Origin of the sequence: Vibrio neptunius (genome assembly GCA_019339365.1) — a bacterium.
In the GTDB taxonomy this organism is placed as follows: domain Bacteria; phylum Pseudomonadota; class Gammaproteobacteria; order Enterobacterales; family Vibrionaceae; genus Vibrio; species Vibrio neptunius.
The window spans coordinates 574,540-593,806 of record CP079859.1 but is presented as its reverse complement, the minus strand read 5'-3'; the positions used below and the strand labels follow the sequence as shown (position 1 = coordinate 593,806).

Genomic DNA, 19,267 nt, shown 5'->3' with positions numbered 1-19,267 from the left:
CATAGAGTGCTTAACGCATAATTATTACAAATAGATGCTCTATTGTAACAAGACTCAGACGATTCGAGTATCGTGATTAGAAGAAAGAAAAGACAGAAATATGATTAAACGTTACTTAGTCCATATAATTTTCGCATTGAGCGTCTTGGTCAGTTTCACATCAATGGCAGAGGAGAGCAACGAACCTAAGCTCGCATATTTTACTCTGGAGCCAGATCTCACCACTAATTTTTACACTCAAGGTAAAAAGTTGGGCTACATTCAGGTCCGCATCGATATCATGGTGGCTAACGACAAGGACCTAGCCATTATTGAGCTTCACCAGCCATTGATCCGTGATGCCGTCATTGAGCTACTTGGCAAGCAATCATCAGATACGATCACTTCCTTGGCCGGCCGTGAGGACTTACGCAAAAAACTCGTCGAACAACTGAACTCTATATTGCTACCAGAAACAGGCCGAACGATCATTGCCGATTTGCTCTTTACTAAATACCTCTACCAGTAAGCACGCTTTGCAAAAAAGCGGCTTCGCCGCTTTTTATCTCTTTATACGGCTAACATCCACTAAGCCAACTACAACACCAGAAATTAAACCAACCAGATGAGCTGTATTGGCGATCGCCATGAATGGTTGAATAAACCCTAATACCAGCCACACCAGCATAAAACCTATGATTGGCTTTGGTATACTCAGGCCGAGTTGTGGTGCTTTGTATCCCAGCACCCACAAGTAGCCGACTAATGCATACACAACACCAGATAGACCACCAAAGTTAGCCCCTTCTACCCAGTACTGGCCTGCACCCGACATGGCCGCTGACACCACAAACAACTGAAGCAGTTTTTTCGCTCCCAAGCGCTGCTCAATGTCTCCCCCTAGTTGCCACCACCACAATAAGTTAAACACAATGTGCATGACCGAGAAGTGCAGAACCGCATGACTGACCCAGCGCCACAACTGCCACTCTTGTCCGGCAAACGCCGGAAAGTGCAATGCCGAGAAAACTGCCTGGCCTGCACCAAACTGCTGTAAGGCAAAGATGACGATACATACCAAGATCACAGCTAACGTCACAGGACCAGCTTTGGCTTTCACCATCGCTAACATACTCGGAGACTGATAGCTAAACCGACCGGTTCGACTTTCAGCCATGTCCCATGACGCAGCTTGGTATTTAGCCTCACTGGGATTCGCGAGAAAATGCTGGAGCTCAGCTTCCACTTCAATCTGATATTGAGTATCGGTGAGCCACAACGCAAACTGACCACTTCCTTCCGGCATCATTTTCACATCAATACGGCGTGATGCCATGTAATCGATAAACGCTTGCGCCATACGCGGATTGGAAATAGAGATCAGTTTTATCATGGTGGTTCCTATGGCAAGTTGGATTCCGTCGGCAACTCAGCTCGTTGCCAAGCCTCAAAGCCTCCATCCACACTATACACCTGCTCAAAGCCTTGGTTAATCAAATATTGAGCAGCACCTTGGCTACTAATTCCGTGGTAACACATTACCAGAACTGGTTGCTCAAACTCTGCTTCATCCATGAATTGAACCATGGTGTCATTTGTTAGATGGAAGGCTGTTTGTGGGTGAGCCACAGCGAAAGACTGTGGATCGCGAATATCAACGAGGCGAGCGTCACCTTGCTCCAATAACGCCTGGGCACCGGCAACATCAATGTGTTTGAACTGGTCCATTTACTGTCTCTTGAGAAGAATTGTTGTTGGCTGTCATTGTAACCTATCCAGTGTTCAACAAGTACACTGGAGCTGTAGGGTTATCCACTCGCGATCATTTATTCACCACTTGTGGATAAACCTGTGAATTACGTTGATAAAGTAGTTTTCCAACATTTGATCCACAACATGTAGTGATGATCCTTATTTCTTTGTGTGTAAAAGTAAAAGTATCCCCATGAACTAATTACTCTCTACACCTTTATTCACCCGCCTTTCTGACAGATAGCCAAGAAATTTATCACAGAGTTACCCACAGGACACTGGGCAAAGTTCGATCCCCAAAAGAGCCTAAATGACTCGTGACTCGATCTTAGAAACAGAAAAAGCCGAGACCCTTCGATCTCGGCTTTCTGAATTTGCTAGGCTAAAAAGATTAAAAGTCGCCGACCGCTGCTTTTAGCTTTTTCATTGCGTTCTTTTCTAACTGACGGATACGCTCCGCTGACACATTGTATGTCTCAGCCAGTTCTTGCAGAGTCGACTTGCTATCTTCTAACCAACGAGAGCGAACAATATGCTGGCTACGTTCGTCAAGACTCGACAGTGCTAAGCTCAAACGATTGTTCGTGTGCGCTTCCCAGTTAGCAGCTTCAATATTGTCCGCTACGTCCGACGCTTTATCTTCAAGATACAACATTGGTGCAGAGTAGGATGAGCCTGAATCGTCATCATCGTTTTGCATTTCAAATGCCGCATCTTGTGCTGCCAGACGAGATTCCATTTCGCGCACTTCCGAAGGCTCAACACCTAGCTCTTTCGCCACGGTTTCCACTTCACCGTTGTTGAACCACCCTAGGCGTTTCTTTGACTTTCGCAGGTTGAAGAACAACTTACGCTGAGCTTTAGTGGTCGCAATTTTAACAATGCGCCAGTTACGCAAGACGTACTCGTGAATCTCAGCTTTAATCCAATGTACTGCAAATGACACCAAACGCACGCCGACTTCTGGATTAAAGCGCTTTACTGCTTTCATCAAGCCGATGTTACCTTCCTGAACAAGATCCGCCATTGGCAAACCGTAGCCAGAGTAACCACGAGCTACGTGCACTACGAAACGTAAATGCGAAAGAATCAAGCCTTTTGCCGCTTCTATTTCGCCTTCATAGTGTAGTCGCTCAGCCAGTTCACGCTCCTCCTCAGCGGTCAGCATTGGATAGCCGTTCACTGTGCGGATATAGCTATCTAAGCTATCTTGTGTCACTACAGCCATTGGATACGCTTGGTTAGTCATTTAATTCCTCATCAATATCTGATCTGGAGTAAGTTTTAACCCATCAATCTTGAACCTAAAATGAACAAGATTCAAGCGGGGAAAGTTATTATGCATAAACCATTCGTCTATACAAGCAAAAAGTATACGGTGGCGTATACTTTCAAAAAATTATGACAACTTCGACTTATACTGGTTCAATTTCTTTCAAATGACGCTGCGCTGAAACTTTTGCAGCCAAGCACCCCAGAAAAGTTCCGAGCATCAATAACAGTAAGCTTTCATCCCAACTCAGCCCAATAAGACGAAACCGACTATCGTAAAGTAAAGCCAGTTGCTCCACACTGCTATTGAGGACCACGGTAATAATCGCTGTCATGATCCATGCCGTAAGTGCACCGAGCAATCCAAACCACATTCCTGAGTACAGATACGGTCTTAAAATAAAGCTATTCGTTGCACCGATCAATTTCATGGTTTGAATCTCTTCTTTATTCGCAAGGACGTTAAAGCGCAACGTATTACCAACAATGAGGAACACAGACCCGAGCATCAGCACAGACAAGGTAACCACAATACCACTGACCAAATTCTTGATCGCATCTAAACGAGTTAACCAATCTTCATCAAGGCGCACATCTGTCACCTCGTCTTCTTCTGCAAGACTCGCAGCCAGCTGTTTGATTTTTGCTTTATCTTCAATGCTAGGAGTAACGATTAACACACCCGGCAAAGCATAATTATCCAGCAATGAAATCGCGTGATCGAAACCTGAATATTGGCTTAGGTCATCGAGCCCTTGCTGAGGCGAGATGTATTCCACCTTGGCAACCTCATCCATACTCTCCAACTGGTCTTTCAATACCATAATGCGAGCTTCCGGTGTTTGTTCCTTTAGATAACCACTCACTTTCGATGGGCTGGTCACATTGGTGGAAGCAGCAGCCAAGTTCTTACCCAGCAGGTACATTGCCGCTGGCATCGCTAACGCCATAGAAATCACGGCTAGAGTAAGGATATTCCCCAAAGGTCGCGACCACATTACTGCAAACGCTGCGTTTGCCTGTTTGAAGTGTACGGTAAAGAAACTGTCACGCTTGACGCGATTCTGTGGTCGGCCTTTGGCCGACTTTTTATTACGCACATTAGCAGCCATAATCTTCTACCTCACTCAGAAAGCCTTGGTTCAGTTCAAGATGGCGATATTGCGGACGCGTATTGACCAGCCCGATATCGTGTGTGGCTAATAAAATGGTGACACCAGCCCGATTAAACTCTTCAAAAAGCTTAATGACACGATTTGACAACTCTGGATCCAAGTTACCTGTCGGTTCATCTGCTAAAAGTAACGTTGGGCGGTTAACCACAGCACGGGCAATACCGACTCGTTGTTGCTCCCCCCAGATAACTGGCTCGGCAAGCATTTCGCTTTGTCCAACAGATCTGTTTTGTCCAGTGCCGCTGATACACGACGTTTGATTTCACTCTCAGAGATAGACTCGATACGCATTGGCAATGCGACATTATCGAACACAGAGCGGTCCATCAATAAGCGATGATCCTGAAAGACAATGCCAATGTTGCGACGCAGGAAAGGAATATCTTTATTGGGAATACGAGTAATATCATGATCATTAAAGCTGATTTTACCATCCGTCGGGCGTTCAATGGCACAAATCAACTTGAGCAAAGTACTTTTACCAGCACCAGAATGGCCGCCAAGAAACGCCATCTCTCCACGACGCAGGTGGAAATCGACCTTTTGCAGCGCTTGCATGCCACCACGGTACGCTTTACTTACTTGCCGAAATTTTATCACTCGTCATCCCTCTTACTGAACTGCCAATTAATCTTCTCGACTAAACAATGCGTCAATAAATTCCTGAGTTTCAAATGGGCGTAGGTCATCAATACCTTCACCCACACCAATGTAACGGATTGGAATCTGAAACTGGTCAGCCAGCGCAAAGATCACACCACCTTTTGCAGTACCATCAAGTTTGGTCAGGGTGATACCTGTCAGCGGTGCTACATCGCTAAACAGTTTTGCCTGACTAATCGCATTCTGACCTGTGCCAGCATCCAATGTCAGCATGATTTCATGCGGTGCCGAATCGTCCACCTTCTTCATCACACGGACGATCTTGCGTAGCTCTTCCATTAGGTTTGATTTATTTTGTAGACGCCCAGCAGTATCAGCAATGACAACATCTACGCCTTTGGCTTTTGCCGATTCAATAGCATCATAAATTACCGATGCGCTATCCGCCCCCGTATGCTGCGCCACAACAGGTACCTTATTGCGTTCTCCCCATACCTGAAGCTGCTCAACAGCTGCAGCACGGAAGGTATCCCCTGCTGCCAGCATGACTTTTTTACCTTGTGACTGAAACTGTTTTGCTAGTTTACCGATTGTTGTGGTTTTACCGACACCATTCACGCCAACCATAAGGATCACATAAGGGGTTTTGTTGGTATCAAGTTCAAGCGGCTTTTCGACAGTCGAGAGAATACCTGCCATCTCTTCTTTCAACAGACCATAGAGCGCTTCGCCGTCTTTCAGTTCCTGACGTGAGGCTTTTTCTGTCAAATTGTCGATGATTTTCACCGTAGTATCCATACCAACATCGGCAATCAGTAGCTGCTCTTCCAGCTCTTCAAACAGCTCATCATCAATTTGTTTGTCTTTAAACAAGCCAAAGAAGCCAGCGCCTATGTTTGCTTTGGTACGCGCTAAGCTACGCTTTAAGCGGGCAAAAAAGCTTTCCGTTGGCTTCTCTTGCTCAATCACACGAGGTTCTTGTGGCTGTTCTGCTTCTGCTTCTGCTTCTGCTTCTGCTTCTGCTTCTGCTTCTGCTAAGTCAGCCTGAGGCTCTGGCTGAACGTCGTCAACGGTTTGCGCTTGTTCTGCAACTTCTTCAACTATTTCCGATTGGGTTTCTTCAGCAGCTTGCTTGGCTTGTTGCTCCTCATCACCGAAGCCAAGCCAAGAAAGTAATCCGCGCTTCTTTTTTTCCGTCATCTGGGGATATCCTAGATTGTCTTAATTTACTCTGGCACTTTTCGCCGGGCATTGTCCCGGTAAAGAAAAGAAAAATGACAACAGAGTGAAAAGTTTCCAGCGTTATAACGATGGTATACACTTTGTCATCAACAAAATTTGGGCTGTACTCAGGGCGAACTCACTGAGCGACTGGGTATAGTATCACTTTATTAGCGGTCAAAAAATCTATGGTACAGCGTCGCCAGCAAAACACATCACAAAAAAAGCCTTCAACAGGCTTTGTTCGAATTATTAGCGGCTTATGGAGAGGAAGAAAACTGCCTGTTCATGATGCAGAGGGGCTACGCCCGACAACGGATCGTGTAAAAGAAACCCTTTTCAACTGGCTGGCTCAGGATGTTCCTCAAGCAAAATGCCTCGACTTGTTTGCCGGTTCTGGCGGGTTGGGCTTTGAAGCGGCTTCGCGTCAGGCTGATAAGGTCACCATGATTGAGCTCAACCCGACGGCATTCAAGCAGTTAGAAAAAAACATTGCGGCTCTTAATTCAGATAACCTTACCGCGATTAACAGCGATGCGTTGGGCTTTCTTCAACAAGCAGGTACACCGCATCATGTGGTGTTTATAGACCCACCATTTCGCAAAGGCTTACTGGAACAAACCGTCACTTTGCTGGAAAGTAATGGCTGGCTGGCCAACGATGCCATGATTTATATTGAAACTGAGAAAGAACTTGCGTTGGAAGGCATTCCAACCAACTGGCACCTACACCGAGAAAAAACGGCAGGCCAAGTCAGTTACCGATTATTTGAAAGACAACAAGACTAAAAAGGAAGTCTCATGAAAGCTCTACTTTTTCTTGCCAAAGCCGCGATTGGCTTTGTGTGGTTCATCCTGATCCTGAACTTCTTTATGCCCTTTCCGGGCAAAGCGGCGATTGCGCTTTACATCATGACAGCCTTCCTGTTCATCATGCATGGCCTGCAATCAGCCATCTTTATCGGCGCGTTTGGTGACAAGATTAAGATGACCAGTTGGGAAAAATGGTCGATTCTGATTTTCGGCATCTTTGCCCTGCTCGATATTCGTCGCAAGTACATGATGTAAAACCCACACCATCCAATGTAAAACGCCGCTCATCTTGAGCGGCATTTTTTTGTTTCTTAGCTTAGATAACTCTTCACTCCATTGAGGAACATCTGAGTCGAAATCATCACTAGCAGCAGCCCCATCAGGCGCTCAATGGCTTTTAAGCCTCGTTCACCTAAGATACGGTGGAAGAAGTTATAGAACATCAAGATAAAGAAGGTCGCCCCCCACGCCAGCAGAACAGCGCCAGACAACTCAAGCAACTTGTCCGGGTGCTGGGTCGAGAGAAGTAACAGTGCCGCAATCACCGATGGCCCCGCAATCATAGGAATGGCCATAGGGACAATAAACGGCTCTTCACCAGCAGCTAACCCCGTAATGCTGCCCGCACTCGGGAAAATCATCTTAATCGCGATGATGAACAGGATAATACCGCCAGAAATACTCAACGTTTCGGGCTCAACATGAAGAAAGCTAAGAATCGCCTTACCTGCAAACAAAAATAGCATCAATATTATCAGCGCAAAAAGCAGCTCACGAATGAGAACCTTACGTCTGCGCTTAGGATCAAGGTGCTTCAGAATAGAAAGAACGATAGGGAGGTTACCGAGCGGATCCATGATAAGAAACAACATGGTTGCGGCAGAAAGAATTTCCATGAATTAGCCTCCAAAGCCAAAGGTTCTCAAAAGCAGAGCAAAAAGTCGGCGAAGTATATCAACACCGTTCGACAATTTGGAGGCAAAAAGCAGAGTTTTTAGTGGCTACAAACACGCTCTAAATTCAACGCCCATTTACCACCGACATCGACAATTTTCTCTCGTTCGATAAAAAATGCCATCAGTGCATCGAGATCCAGCCCGTTCAGCTTGCAGGTATAAAACTTTGCCTGCACACCAAACTCAGCGCAGGCAACATCACGTAATTCCTGCATTGTCATTGGTCTGTCATGCAATAAGTTTAGAACTTTGTGTGCGTGTATTTCATTGAACATCATTTTCTCCACTTACAGGTCAGTAGAGGAAGAGTAACTTGATACTATCTCGTTGATTTTGATTTTAGATAATCAAAGATGCGGTAATCAATGAGTGTGCTAGCAGGTAACTGCCAGAGATAAGATAACGCCCATATCGAATGGAATGTCTGTAATCATGCACAGCCAGAAGCCCTGCTGATAAAGTGAGAGTAAAGGTGCCTAAGAAACCTAATAGGCTAGCCCATGCCCCTGTCAATAACCATACTTCACCGGCAGCCCAATTGAGCTGCAACAGCATCATTCCCATAATCACGACAGGAAAGATCAAGCGGTCTATCTTAGGCAGCATCAGGAAAAACACCACAATGCCGATAGCCAAAAGCATAGCAGGCAGCCACCAGACAATCTCCCCAGAGAGTTGCAACCAAAAAGACGAGCTGTAGCAAAGTTGAGCCCCAACAAACGCAGCAAAACACAACTTCTGATGTCGCTGATAGATATACAGACCATCAGCCACCATAGAGATCAGCAAGCCCAGTGTCACCCACCATACCGATATACCAGCGACACTGTTCTGGCTCCACAGTATGACAACGAGCATAGCTAGCGACAATGTTTTAAACACGACAGCTTGCTTGTTTTGGTTGCTTTCATTAGCAGAAATACTAATAAATCCTGATAGCGCGACTGAAAGCCAGCTCCACATGAGTCCACCTCTTTTAAACTGAGTCGCCAGTGTAGGCAGGACGCTAAAGATGTCCAGAAATGGAAAGCAAAACTTGGATCTTGATTGGCTTCTGACAGGCGCACATAGGCATAGGTAAAGCAGCGCATTCTCTTTTATCGCGATCTGATTTCACCAATAATTTGGTATAAAACACGACTTTAGCCAAATTGACCAACTCTAGAGAGCCAAGATCCAAAAAAGCATGAAAACACGCAACAAAAAACAAAACAAAATAATAAAAATCAATAATTTAACTTTAATTTAAGGCATATTATAAGCACCCAAAACTAAAAGAATGTAATCTTAGGCAAGTAAGCCGATAGCTATTTTAATCAGAAACTAGGTAAAACAAGCTAAAACCAAACCCGATAACCATCAATTTAACCCAACACTGACACCAAGATAGTAATCAAGCAAAAAAATGACAATCTCTATAATTTAACAATAGTTAAACACAAAATAAGCACATAAAAATCATACACTTAAACAAAAAAAACTTAAAGAGAACAGTTTTCAACCAACTCAAAAACCATAGAAAAACAATCAAAAAACCATCCAAAACACTGCATTTTCGTACTTACACAGCGTTACTTTTAACGCTTAGTAAAATAAAAACTTGATCAAACCACAAAAACACTGCTATTCTAAATTACATAGAGTTAAGCATCACTGAATAGGAGCAGGGTTATGATTACTTCTTCACAAAAACAAGGACTTGTAATGATCGCAGTTGTTGTTGGCCTAATGACACTGCCGATGATGTACTAAGTCATAATTACAAAAGCAAAAAGGGACGCATTCGCGTCCCTTTTTGCTATGTCGCAGATTTTTCACACAAAACCCGTCTACAAATCCAACGGATTTCTAAGTTTGACTATTTTTTAAAAACAGTCTGTTTTAGACCTTTTATTACAAATGCTTAGACAAAATATCCCAATGAGCATAATAGAAAAGTAGTGCTGCTAATGTAATCAGAGTCATCAAAGTAATCGCCGCTCGCCAGATAAAGCGGCTACTGCGTGGTGTGAGTTCTTTTTCACATTCATCACACACCGAAAGAAAGTCACTACAACTTTCCAACTTGTAATCTTCTTCATGAACTATTTTATTGCGAATGGTTGCTATATAACGCAGCTTACCAATCACATCATGCGGTAAGCGTTCTTCACAGCTGGTAATCAACTGATGTAACCCCTTACCTTCAGCGTGATATTGCGTGCGAAGCAGCTTTTCAATTGTTCGTGTCCGTGTCACTACTTTTTCGATATCAGACATGGCTTCCCTCCATCGCTAGTAAGTTTAGGGGCAGAGACTGACCTCATCCTGCCAGTACTATAAGTAAATAATATTCTGTCTTATTATCTACTATCTAGCCCCATTTTCACCGCCCTTTGCAAGTAAATTAATGTAAAGGAATCAATGACTAGCTCTATAAGCATACTGACAAAATCACCACTAACGTGTGACGTATCTCGAAGAATGCTACAAATAGTCATAGCTGAAGCTCACTGTTATGTTCAAAGCCTCAACCTGTGGTCAAACTAACACTAAAATAACCCATCAGCTTTTTGGGAGAGCAACAATGCCATTAACGTTATTCATCGCCATTATTGTGTTTGTGCTCGCCAGTGGTTGGGTATTTAGCCGACTTTATCGCAAACACATTCAGGGGGAAAATGCGCCTGAACAAACAGCGGACGTCACTGTTCTTGATAAACAGGCCATTGATGTTCATGACGCCCAACAAGGACAAGATGAGCAGGAATACTGGATTTACGTGCAGAAAGGTCGTCTAGGCCCTAAGCGAGAGTTTCAGGTTGGAGTGCATTATTTCCATGCCTTAAATCCTGGAGACAAAGGCATGCTGACTTATCAGGGTGATAAGTTTCTTCATTTTGCGATGAAGCGCTAATCTAGCGCTTCACCATTTTGAGCATGTTGTTTTTCGCCATGTTTTCAGCCACGTCATCTGGCAGCGCATCCAATACTTCATCCCAACGAGATAAAACTTCACCCGTAATTTTAAAACGGCCTACAACATCAGAACCAATCATAAAGCGATCGGGATACTCTTTGATCAACGCTACCCATGCTTGCTTCGATTCAGGACTCGCCAGTATCACGTCGCGCAAGCTCCAAGATGCCAAGATGTAGAGGTTAGCGTAATCATCCAGCAGCTCGCTGACTTCATCGATTAGAAAAGATAAATTCTGGCGTCGTAGCAGTGTCGAACTGGTCCCTGCGTGCGCCCAGATAAAATTAGTTTTACTATTTTCTTCTAACGCCTCCACCAGCTCATGCTTGTACAACGGGTGCGTTTCTCGTTCAGACGTGATATTGGTGTGCAGGATCACTGGCATTTTGTGCTTCGCAGCGACCTGATACACCTTCATCAAAGCAGGATGATTAGCTCTGGCCTGTTCGCCTAATGTCAGCGCGGACAAACTATCATGACGAGTCAGAATCTCACCTATGCCTCTCCAGAAACCGGGATCGCTTTCAATCATCTGCTCAACTTGTTCCGCCGCGAACATATCCGTGGGGTTAAAGCCAGTAATGAAAGGAAACAGTCGATCTTGATACGGTGAGTCTTTCAGCGCTCGGTAGAGAATCTCATCAGTACGTGAGTAATAATAGACGGGTGAGTCATCGCCAAATTCAAAACGGGGAGCAACCGGATCGTGGGCGTTCCACTTTTTCATAATCGGCAGGCCCATCACAAACGCATGTTCAATATTGCTTTGATCCATCTTATGCACCAGATATTTGATGCCATCGGTACGCTGAAAAAAATCAACATAATGGATCTCAGCATCGTTAAAACTGCCGTCATACCCGTAGGCGAATGGAGCTACTGACAAGATAAAGCCCGCTAACCATTGTCTGTTCATATTCTCTTCCTGAGCCAGTGTTACCGTTTACTTCACTGCGATTAAGTTTTCAATATAACAATTAACCAGATGACTGAGGCAGTTTAATGCCATGTTTTAGACATAAACCGTTTTAATTTAATCGGTTACGATTTGAGAACATAAACAAACACCAATTAATGGTGACTAGCTGACAACCATGCTAAGGCAACAACCAGCGAGTACGGCGGGATTTAGACACCATCCAACTCATCAATAGCGCCCCAGATCCACTCAAAACAATCCACACGGGAATCACCCACGCAGGGTGACCTTGGTACCAGCCATACTCTTTCATTGGCCATAGAAAGATCGGATGGAGAATGTAAATACCAAGACTGTGTTGACTAATAAACCCAATCACTTTGTTGGCCTTATCAGGCAAGTTTTCACCAACATAACGACATAACACGAAAATCATGCTCGCAGCCAGTACCACATTGAGTGTCTTATACGACAGCCATCGCCCTACCGTATATTCTTGTGCTTCAACACTGTTGGTGATGACCGCGTATCCCGTCATGATAAGAGCCCCTATTCCCACGACCGCGAACATGGCGACATAAGGCGAAGTCAGAGGCACTCTTTTATACAACAAGTACCCTAGAGGTAAATAGCCGCTGTATAGCCACATTTGATGACTCCAAGGCCCATCAATACCGATTAAAAACAATAAGGTCGTCACCAGCCAAATAGCCACATAAGAGTACAACGAGCTATCACCATACTGCCTGATCACATATTGAAAAAACGGAATGACGAAATACAAAGGAATGAAGTAGTAGAAGAAACCGAGATGATAATAAGTGGCGTGAGAAGCACTATTGGCAAGCACTTGCTTGGTTTCTTCAGGATTAAAACCGTTCAAGCTCCACCCCGAAAGATACGCATAGAACAGCGACCAAACAATAAACGGCACCAAAACTTTACCTAATCGACGTTTGACATAGTATTTTGCATCAAATGGCCTGGCATCGCTAAGCAATAGCGCACCAGTAATAAGAATGAACACCGGCACCGCCCAGCGGATCGCGCTATTCAAACCAATCGCAATAGACCATTCTGAGAAGGGGATGCTACCGAGTTCTTGGCGATAAGGAGCAAGAACATGAATCGCGATAACTGCCACAGCAGCGACACATCGCAATAAGTCAAAAAACAGTACTCTATCTCTCATATCGCTATCTTTGTTCAATCAATGTTGAACAAAGGTAGCAATAAAAAAGTGGACCACGGTGTAACCTTGGTCAACTTTGAGTCATGTGACTGTTTTAATTTACGTAGTTGCTGATTGGGGCAACTTAGGCAGCTTGATTGAAATGAGGGTGGTCAAAGCAAGAAATGCGAAGGACACCCATAAGCACGCAGCCAAACCCGCAACCTGAAATATCCAACCTGACAGTACTGTACCAATTAAGCGACCCATAGCGTTCGCCATGTAGTAGAAACCGACATCCAGTGATACACCATCACCTTTAGCATAGCTAACAATCAAATAGGAATGCAGGGAAGAGTTAACCGCAAATACAGTACCAAAAATCAAGAGTCCAATAACGATAACCAACTGGGGTTGCCAGCCAATTTGCACTGCGTACGCAATTCCCGCAGTGATCACCGCCAACAAGCCAGCCCACATCAGCGCCGCACTACCGTCAGGGACTTTACCTTGTGCTTTACCAGTGATCTTAGGAGCAAAGCCTTGGACAAAGCCGTAAGCAATCACCCAAGTCGCCAAGAAACCGCCAACCCAAAGATGATCCCAACCAAACACACTGCCCAGATAGATAGGTAAGGCGACGACAAACCAAACATCTCGTGCCCCAAACAGGAACATACGTGCTGCAGACAAGATATTGATTGAACTCGACTTAGAAAAAATCTGGCTGAACTTAGGTTTGTTTTTGGCTTTACCCAAATCACTTTCAAGGCCGATTAAGCTGCCGATCAGAACCAGTGTCAACACACCCGCCATCAGCAGCACCGCGTACTTAAAGCCAATCAGAGACAGCAATAAACCACCGATGAAGAAGCCAACACCTTTAAGGGCATTTTTCGACCCCGTTAGAATCGCGACCCACTTATACAAGGCGCCTTGCTGCTCGTCAGGCACCAGTGCCTTAATGGAACTTTTGGCACTCATCTTATTGAGATCTTTGGCAATACCAGACAACGCCTGAGCCAGCATTACCCAAGGTATGGTCAGCCAGACATTGGGCACTGCGAGCATCGCCAGCGCCACTATCTGCATCGCCAGTCCAAGGTTCATGGTTTTGTTTAAGCCAAGCCTCGCGCCAAGCCATCCGCCAATCAGGTTGGTTACCACGCCAAAGAACTCGTAAAACAAGAACAAAGACGCGATTTCTAACGTGCTGTAGCCCAGATCATGGAAATACAGCACCACCAGCATTCTCAGTGCACCGTCAGTAATGGTGAAGTTCCAGTAATTGAACGTTACCAACATATATTGACGTACACTCTTACTCAGATTTGCGATCATAGAGGACCCAATTTTCTCTTATGTACAGCGATGGGAGCTTTTGGATACCGATGATCCAAAAGCTCCTCAAGGGGTTATTTCGCCGCGGCTACGTTGATGTAATCGACCTGAACAGGCTTGGTAAAAGCACCCGGACGTAGCGCCTGTACCTCTTTGATAATGTCGCTCAACGGCCATTGTTTTTCTAACAGCAGATGCGCGGCTAACAGGCCCGTACGACCTGACCCGCCCATGCAATGCATTGCGACTTTGCCGCCATTATCGACAACCTGATGCAGTGCAGAGCTGGCTTGCTGCCATTTTGCGGCAAAATCATCACCCGGTGCGCAGTCATCTTCAATTTCAATCTGAAACCACTGCATACCTAACTTCTCTGCCGCTTCACCAAGCTGAGCAACGCCTTTGCTCTCTAACTCTGTATTATCCAGCGCCGTCACTATCGCTTCGACACCTTGCTCTTTTAGCTGCACAAGCGAAGCTTCCAGATCAACGCCTTTAGTACCTGGACAAGGAGTAAGTACCAACGCACCTTGTTCAAGATCCAATTGCCAAGTCGGATGTGTCATCTCTATCACTCCTTATACCAAGCCCACGTTACGTACCAGTTCAGCTGTACGTGTCGCGTAGCCCATTTCATTATCGTACCAAGCGTAGATCTTCACCATGCGGCTACCTACCACCATAGTCGACTGCGCATCAACGATGGTTGAACGTTGGTCGCCTTTGTAATCAATCGATACCAGCGGACGTTCTTCAAAACCAAGAATACCGTTCAGCTCACCTTGTGACGCCTCTTTAAGCAACGCATTCACTTCTTCCGCTGTGGTATCGCGTTTCACATCAAAGATGATGTCTGTGAGTGATGCGTTAGCCAGAGGAACGCGCACCGCGTGACCGTTAATCTTGCCTTTCAGATCTGGGAAGATTTCCACAATCGCTGTTGCGCTACCAGTCGTTGTCGGGATAAGGCTCATGCCGCAAGCACGGGCACGGCGCAAATCTTTATGTGGCGCATCAAGAATGGTTTGCGTGTTGGTCAGGTCATGGATAGTGGTAAAAGAAGACTGCGCAATACCCAACTTCTCATGAATCACTTTCACGACTGGCGCAATACAGTTAGTCGTACAAGAGGCTGCTGTAACAATCTGATGCGCTGCAGGGTCAAAGATATGATCATTCACACCCACCACAATGTTCGCCACGCCTTCTTCTTTAACCGGCGCAGAGACCACTACTCGTTTCACACCTTGAGCTAGATACTTTTTAAGAATCGAGGTTTTACGGTGTTTGCCCGTCGCTTCAATCACAACATCACAGCCAGACCAGTCGATGGCATCAATGTCTTTCTCTTGCGTTGCTTTGATAACCTGATCGTTAATCAGGATTTGATCGCCTTCCGCTTTGACCTCGTGATTCCAGCGTCCTTGAACTGAATCAAACTCCAGCAGGTGTGCGAGTGTTGCGGCATCGCCCGCCACATCATTGATCTGCACAAACTCCAGTTCTTCCCAATCAAACGCCGCACGCAGAGCCAAACGTCCAATACGACCAAAACCGTTAATTCCGACTTTAATTGTCATCTTTCTATCTCTCTTATTTCAAATTACTGGCAGCAAACAGGACGAGCCTGAATAGCATGAAGTCTCTCTATATCTTGTCGGTACTCTGTTTTGAGGCAGTTAGACGCGACAAGATCATCAATCAGTTTTTTCATCCAACCCGGCAATTCCGCCGACAAACGATAAAACACCCATTGCCCTTGGCGGACGTCAACCAACACACCACTTGAGCGTAGCTGAGCAAGATGACGGGAGATTTTCGGCTGGCTTTCCTGAAGCGCTTCGGTCAATTCACCCACTGACAAACACTCTTCACGTTCAATCAGCATCAGGCACCGGACTCGAGTTTCGTCAGATAGTAATTTGAAAAACTGATGTGGCAACATTTAAATATACTCATATATGGATATGCATATATATTTGTTTAAACTAAACTAAAGATCAATATTCAATCGGAACTGTCATAAAAGATTCACAAAAGAGAAGAGCTGCCTCATACTAGGCGGTTGATGTCCTGACTCCAGCGCTGCGCTTCAGAAATGCGCGGCATAACGTCATCGACGGATAGGTTCAATTGACGACACGCTTCCTGCATGCCTTGCCAGTCAGCCCGTTCATAGCACTCTTCCAACCCAAGCAAGATGCCATAAGGACCTTGACGCTCAAGTAAAGCGACCTTAATCGCCTGATTGAGCGGCAACTGCTTAACCAACTCCTCAAGCGAGAGATCCAGTAACGCATCCAAGGTTGAGAACAAGCCGATAAGAAAGGCCTGTTCACGGAACTGGCTGAATGGATTTTCGTTCGCCATCAACTGGCAAAACTGAGCGCGTTGCAACGAAAGATTGTACAGCTCTTTGGGCTTTTTAGCGGAAATAAAAGACGCCACGGCCAACGACACAAAGATACGAAGTTTGTCTTCACCAAGATACACCAAAGCCTGCCTAAATGAAGAGATGCTGACTTCGAGCCTTTCCGACATAGTGTTTACAAAGCGGAGCAATTTATAAGACAGCGCAACGTCTTTGGCCACGATAGCTTCAACTTTCTCGAAGTCGACGTTGGTCTGACATACTTCACGAAGCAACTCCATCGCAATCACCTGTTCAGGGCTAATGTATTGCTGACGGATGACTTCAGGCTTACTAAAAAAGAAGCCTTGAAAGAACGAAAAGCCCGCCGAGCGCGCGGTCAAGAATTCTTCTTCTGTTTCAACTCGCTCAGCAAGAAACTTACGGCGAATCCCACGTGACTTATGCTCTTGGACAAATTCACACGCCGCGTCTAACCCCATCGCCATGATATCAAGCTTAATGATCTGAACAAATGGTAAGAAGCGTTCCCACTCAGGGCTATAAACAAAGTCATCTAGTGCAATCAGGTAACCTGCTGCGTTGAGCTCTTTTATCGCTTCATATAGCTCGTCCGTCGGTGGACAAGTTTCCAGTACTTCAATGACAATCTGCTCTCTGGGCAGCGACAGAGGTAAGCGACGAATAAGGCTTTTATACGGAAAGTTGATGAAACTGCGCGATTGTGCAAAAGCAGGATTAGTGCCCAGAGACAGGAAGTTCTCGACAACTAAACGATACGTTGCACGGTTGGAATCGACATGAGCTGGGTATGCATTGTTTTCTCCGTCACGGAACAACAGTTCATACCCGAGCGTTTGTCTTTTGGCGTTTAAAATGGGCTGACGAGCCACATAGGTATCGCGCATTGACTGCTACACCTTGAAATTACTTAAGCTTTGGCAGCCGCTAATAATGCCCCACAACCGACAAACATGGAACCAAATACCTTGTTGATCTTACTCATAATCTTATCAGAACGGATAAAACGCCCCATTTGTGCCGCCAAAGAGGTGTAGCCCAGCATAACAATCGAGTCTATCACCACAGTTGTTACTCCCAATACCGCCAATTGCGTCAGCTGATCTTTGGCAGGGTCAATGAATTGCGGAAACAACGCGACCAAAAATACGATGGATTTGGGATTGGTCAGATTAATCAGAACAGCATTCCTCATCAGTTTAGTGCCGGATAACGCTTCCCCTTCGGTGTGAGTCGCCAAACCAGACTTATCGCGCCATTTCTGAATACCTAGCCAAACTAAATAAGCTGCACCGACCCATTTAATCACGGTAAATGCAGTTGCTGATTGAGCAACCAAGGCTCCAATGCCGGCACCGACTAAGATAATGTGTAACGTCAGCCCAATTTGCAGCCCTGCGATCGCTGAGAGAGATTTACGTGTACCATAGCTCAGACCATTACTGATTGAGTTCACGGTTCCTGAACCTGGAGCGAGGCTGAATACAATAGCTGTCACTACGTAGGCTAACCAAACATGCATATCCATAGTGTTTTCCTCTCGACTAAACTTCCTTAGCCACACATAATTTAGACTTGTTTACTTGTCAGTGTTGATACTAGGCCCCGATATCATGAATGAATCGAGCACCAGCATTAATCCACCTTATACTCAAGAGTCGAATTTTGAGCAAGCAATCAATAACAATATTGCTCAATTTTGGCGCTCCCGTGAGGAAGGCTTCTTTAAGTCATTTGATAAAATCCGGCTGTTCTGGGTGAAACTTACCTCTCCGGAGCACACCAAAGCTATCGTGGTGGTCAATGGCCGTATAGAGTGCACCTGGAAGTATCAGGAACTGTTCTATGACCTGTTCCAACAAGGCTATGACATCTATTCCTTCGACCATCGAGGTCAGGGCCTGTCCGATCGACTGATTGAAGACCAACAAATGGGTTATGTCGAAGATTTCGAGGACTATGTGCAAGATTTACATGGTTTGATTCATCACTTTGACTTAAGTGGTTACGATAAACGTTACTTGCTCGGCCATTCAATGGGAGGCAATATCGCCACTCGTTACCTACAGAGCTATCCAGATCATTCATTTTCAGCGGTGTCACTCAGTGCACCTATGTTTGGCGTCAATCTGCCCTGGCATCTTAAACCAATCGCAATACCCCTTGGCCAAATCATGACTGCGCTTGCGCCCAAGCCAACTTTTGCCCCCGGCCAAGCCCCCTATTACCCAAAACCATTTGAAGGTAACTTCCTAACTCAAAGCCAGATCCGCTATCACTGGTTTCGTGATCTCTATGAGCAGAGGCCAGAGCTAAAAATTGGCGGAGCCAGCACGCGCTGGGTGTGGCAGGGATTAATGGCGGCCAGAAAGTGTCACCTGATGACGCGCCAGATAAAAATCCCATTGTTACTCCTTCAAGCTAGCAGTGACCAGATCGTTTCCAATCAGGATCAGCTCAAATTCATCAAGAAACTGGCGAAAACCAACTATCAGTGCGCGCTAAAGATCATTTACAGCTCGCGCCACGAAGTATTATTCGAAAAAGACGAATATCGCGATCAAGCACTGGATGCCACACTGTCTTTCTTCAATCAGCATTGATAAAAATAGGAAATACTCGAGGGTAACTTTTACCCTCTTTTTCCCCTTTCTGTTGCAGTAGAATAGTCACTCTGCCCTTCCCGGGCTGTTCAACGCATTACGCACGAGGGTG

22 protein-coding genes and 1 pseudogene are annotated in these 19,267 nt (G+C 45.4%); 5 read left to right on the top strand and 18 right to left on the bottom strand.

The features are described 5' to 3' along the window. The first annotated feature begins 100 nt into the window (after positions 1 to 100). Complete coding sequence (fliL, locus tag KW548_02860) at positions 101 to 508, top strand: flagellar basal body-associated protein FliL (protein ID QXX07047.1); 408 nt, start codon at positions 101 to 103, stop codon at positions 506 to 508. Between the two features lie 33 nt (positions 509 to 541). Here the strand turns inward: fliL and glpG are convergent, their stop codons facing one another. The 6 genes and pseudogenes from glpG to ftsY form a co-directional block, all read right to left on the bottom strand. Then, positions 542 to 1,372, bottom strand: a complete 831-nt coding sequence (glpG, locus tag KW548_02855; GenBank protein QXX07046.1) for a rhomboid family intramembrane serine protease GlpG — start codon at positions 1,370 to 1,372, stop codon at positions 542 to 544. An 8-nt stretch (positions 1,373 to 1,380) separates the two neighbouring features. Continuing rightward, positions 1,381 to 1,707 carry a thiosulfate sulfurtransferase GlpE gene (gene glpE / locus KW548_02850; GenBank protein QXX07045.1) on the bottom strand — a complete coding sequence of 109 codons (327 nt, stop codon included), beginning with the start codon at positions 1,705 to 1,707 and terminating at the stop codon, positions 1,381 to 1,383. 415 nt (positions 1,708 to 2,122) lie between these two features. Further along, positions 2,123 to 2,980 (bottom strand): RNA polymerase sigma factor RpoH, encoded by an 858-nt coding sequence (rpoH, locus tag KW548_02845; GenBank protein QXX07044.1) that lies wholly within the window; start codon positions 2,978 to 2,980, stop codon positions 2,123 to 2,125. Positions 2,981 to 3,146: 166 nt separating this feature from the next. Beyond that, the gene (gene ftsX / locus KW548_02840) at positions 3,147 to 4,115 is read right to left on the bottom strand and encodes a permease-like cell division protein FtsX (protein QXX07043.1); all 969 of its coding nucleotides are present in this window, start codon (positions 4,113 to 4,115) and stop codon (positions 3,147 to 3,149) included. Beyond that, positions 4,105 to 4,778: pseudogene (gene ftsE, locus KW548_02835) on the bottom strand (cell division ATP-binding protein FtsE). The gene ftsX and the pseudogene ftsE overlap by 11 nt, the downstream one beginning before the upstream one ends. A 27-nt stretch (positions 4,779 to 4,805) precedes the next feature. Further along, positions 4,806 to 5,981 carry a signal recognition particle-docking protein FtsY gene (gene ftsY / locus KW548_02830; GenBank protein ID QXX07042.1) on the bottom strand — a complete coding sequence of 392 codons (1,176 nt, stop codon included), beginning with the start codon at positions 5,979 to 5,981 and terminating at the stop codon, positions 4,806 to 4,808. A 209-nt stretch (positions 5,982 to 6,190) separates the two neighbouring features. Between ftsY and rsmD the strand changes: the two genes are divergently transcribed. Further along, the gene (rsmD, locus tag KW548_02825; protein QXX07041.1) at positions 6,191 to 6,790 is read left to right on the top strand and encodes a 16S rRNA (guanine(966)-N(2))-methyltransferase RsmD; all 600 of its coding nucleotides are present in this window, start codon (positions 6,191 to 6,193) and stop codon (positions 6,788 to 6,790) included. Positions 6,791 to 6,802: 12 nt separating this feature from the next. Continuing rightward, positions 6,803 to 7,069, top strand: a complete 267-nt coding sequence (locus KW548_02820; GenBank protein ID QXX07040.1) for a DUF1145 domain-containing protein — start codon at positions 6,803 to 6,805, stop codon at positions 7,067 to 7,069. Positions 7,070 to 7,125: 56 nt separating this feature from the next. Here KW548_02820 and KW548_02815 read toward each other — a convergent pair whose 3' ends face one another. From KW548_02815 to KW548_02800, 4 genes are all read right to left on the bottom strand, one after another. Continuing rightward, entirely contained in the window at positions 7,126 to 7,710 is a 585-nt protein-coding gene (locus KW548_02815) for a YhgN family NAAT transporter (GenBank protein QXX07039.1), read from the bottom strand. A gap of 98 nt (positions 7,711 to 7,808) precedes the next feature. After that, the gene (locus KW548_02810; GenBank protein QXX07960.1) at positions 7,809 to 8,045 is read right to left on the bottom strand and encodes a YecH family protein; all 237 of its coding nucleotides are present in this window, start codon (positions 8,043 to 8,045) and stop codon (positions 7,809 to 7,811) included. A gap of 64 nt (positions 8,046 to 8,109) precedes the next feature. After that, positions 8,110 to 8,733, bottom strand: coding sequence for a lysoplasmalogenase (locus KW548_02805; protein QXX07038.1), 624 nt, complete (start codon positions 8,731 to 8,733; stop codon positions 8,110 to 8,112). Positions 8,734 to 9,663: 930 nt separating this feature from the next. Then, on the bottom strand, positions 9,664 to 10,029 hold the full coding sequence (locus tag KW548_02800) for a DUF4145 domain-containing protein (protein ID QXX07037.1): 366 nt from the start codon (positions 10,027 to 10,029) through the stop codon (positions 9,664 to 9,666). Between the two features lie 307 nt (positions 10,030 to 10,336). Between KW548_02800 and KW548_02795 the strand changes: the two genes are divergently transcribed. Continuing rightward, positions 10,337 to 10,666, top strand: a complete 330-nt coding sequence (locus KW548_02795; protein ID QXX07036.1) for a DUF2500 domain-containing protein — start codon at positions 10,337 to 10,339, stop codon at positions 10,664 to 10,666. A 1-nt stretch (position 10,667) separates the two neighbouring features. Here the strand turns inward: KW548_02795 and KW548_02790 are convergent, their stop codons facing one another. The 8 genes from KW548_02790 to rhtB form a co-directional block, all read right to left on the bottom strand. Beyond that, positions 10,668 to 11,645 (bottom strand): amidohydrolase family protein, encoded by a 978-nt coding sequence (locus KW548_02790; protein ID QXX07035.1) that lies wholly within the window; start codon positions 11,643 to 11,645, stop codon positions 10,668 to 10,670. Between the two features lie 181 nt (positions 11,646 to 11,826). Then, positions 11,827 to 12,840, bottom strand: a complete 1,014-nt coding sequence (locus KW548_02785) for an acyltransferase family protein (protein ID QXX07034.1) — start codon at positions 12,838 to 12,840, stop codon at positions 11,827 to 11,829. Positions 12,841 to 12,939: 99 nt separating this feature from the next. Further along, positions 12,940 to 14,160 carry an organoarsenical effux MFS transporter ArsJ gene (arsJ, locus tag KW548_02780; protein QXX07033.1) on the bottom strand — a complete coding sequence of 407 codons (1,221 nt, stop codon included), beginning with the start codon at positions 14,158 to 14,160 and terminating at the stop codon, positions 12,940 to 12,942. A 74-nt stretch (positions 14,161 to 14,234) separates the two neighbouring features. Then, positions 14,235 to 14,726 (bottom strand): cyclin-dependent kinase inhibitor 3 family protein, encoded by a 492-nt coding sequence (locus tag KW548_02775; protein ID QXX07032.1) that lies wholly within the window; start codon positions 14,724 to 14,726, stop codon positions 14,235 to 14,237. A gap of 12 nt (positions 14,727 to 14,738) precedes the next feature. Continuing rightward, positions 14,739 to 15,740 (bottom strand): ArsJ-associated glyceraldehyde-3-phosphate dehydrogenase, encoded by a 1,002-nt coding sequence (locus tag KW548_02770; GenBank protein QXX07031.1) that lies wholly within the window; start codon positions 15,738 to 15,740, stop codon positions 14,739 to 14,741. Positions 15,741 to 15,763: 23 nt separating this feature from the next. After that, positions 15,764 to 16,105: a metalloregulator ArsR/SmtB family transcription factor gene (locus tag KW548_02765; protein QXX07030.1), complete on the bottom strand. Its 342-nt coding sequence runs from the start codon at positions 16,103 to 16,105 to the stop codon at positions 15,764 to 15,766. 107 nt (positions 16,106 to 16,212) lie between these two features. After that, a complete protein-coding gene (locus KW548_02760) occupies positions 16,213 to 17,439 on the bottom strand; it encodes an HDOD domain-containing protein (GenBank protein QXX07029.1) in 1,227 nt (408 codons plus the stop codon). Between the two features lie 23 nt (positions 17,440 to 17,462). Further along, positions 17,463 to 18,080, bottom strand: coding sequence for a homoserine/homoserine lactone efflux protein (rhtB, locus tag KW548_02755; GenBank protein QXX07028.1), 618 nt, complete (start codon positions 18,078 to 18,080; stop codon positions 17,463 to 17,465). A gap of 85 nt (positions 18,081 to 18,165) precedes the next feature. Here rhtB and KW548_02750 point away from each other — a divergent pair, with 85 nt between their 5' ends. Further along, on the top strand, positions 18,166 to 19,155 hold the full coding sequence (locus tag KW548_02750) for an alpha/beta fold hydrolase (GenBank protein QXX07027.1): 990 nt from the start codon (positions 18,166 to 18,168) through the stop codon (positions 19,153 to 19,155). Positions 19,156 to 19,267: the final 112 nt, after the last annotated feature.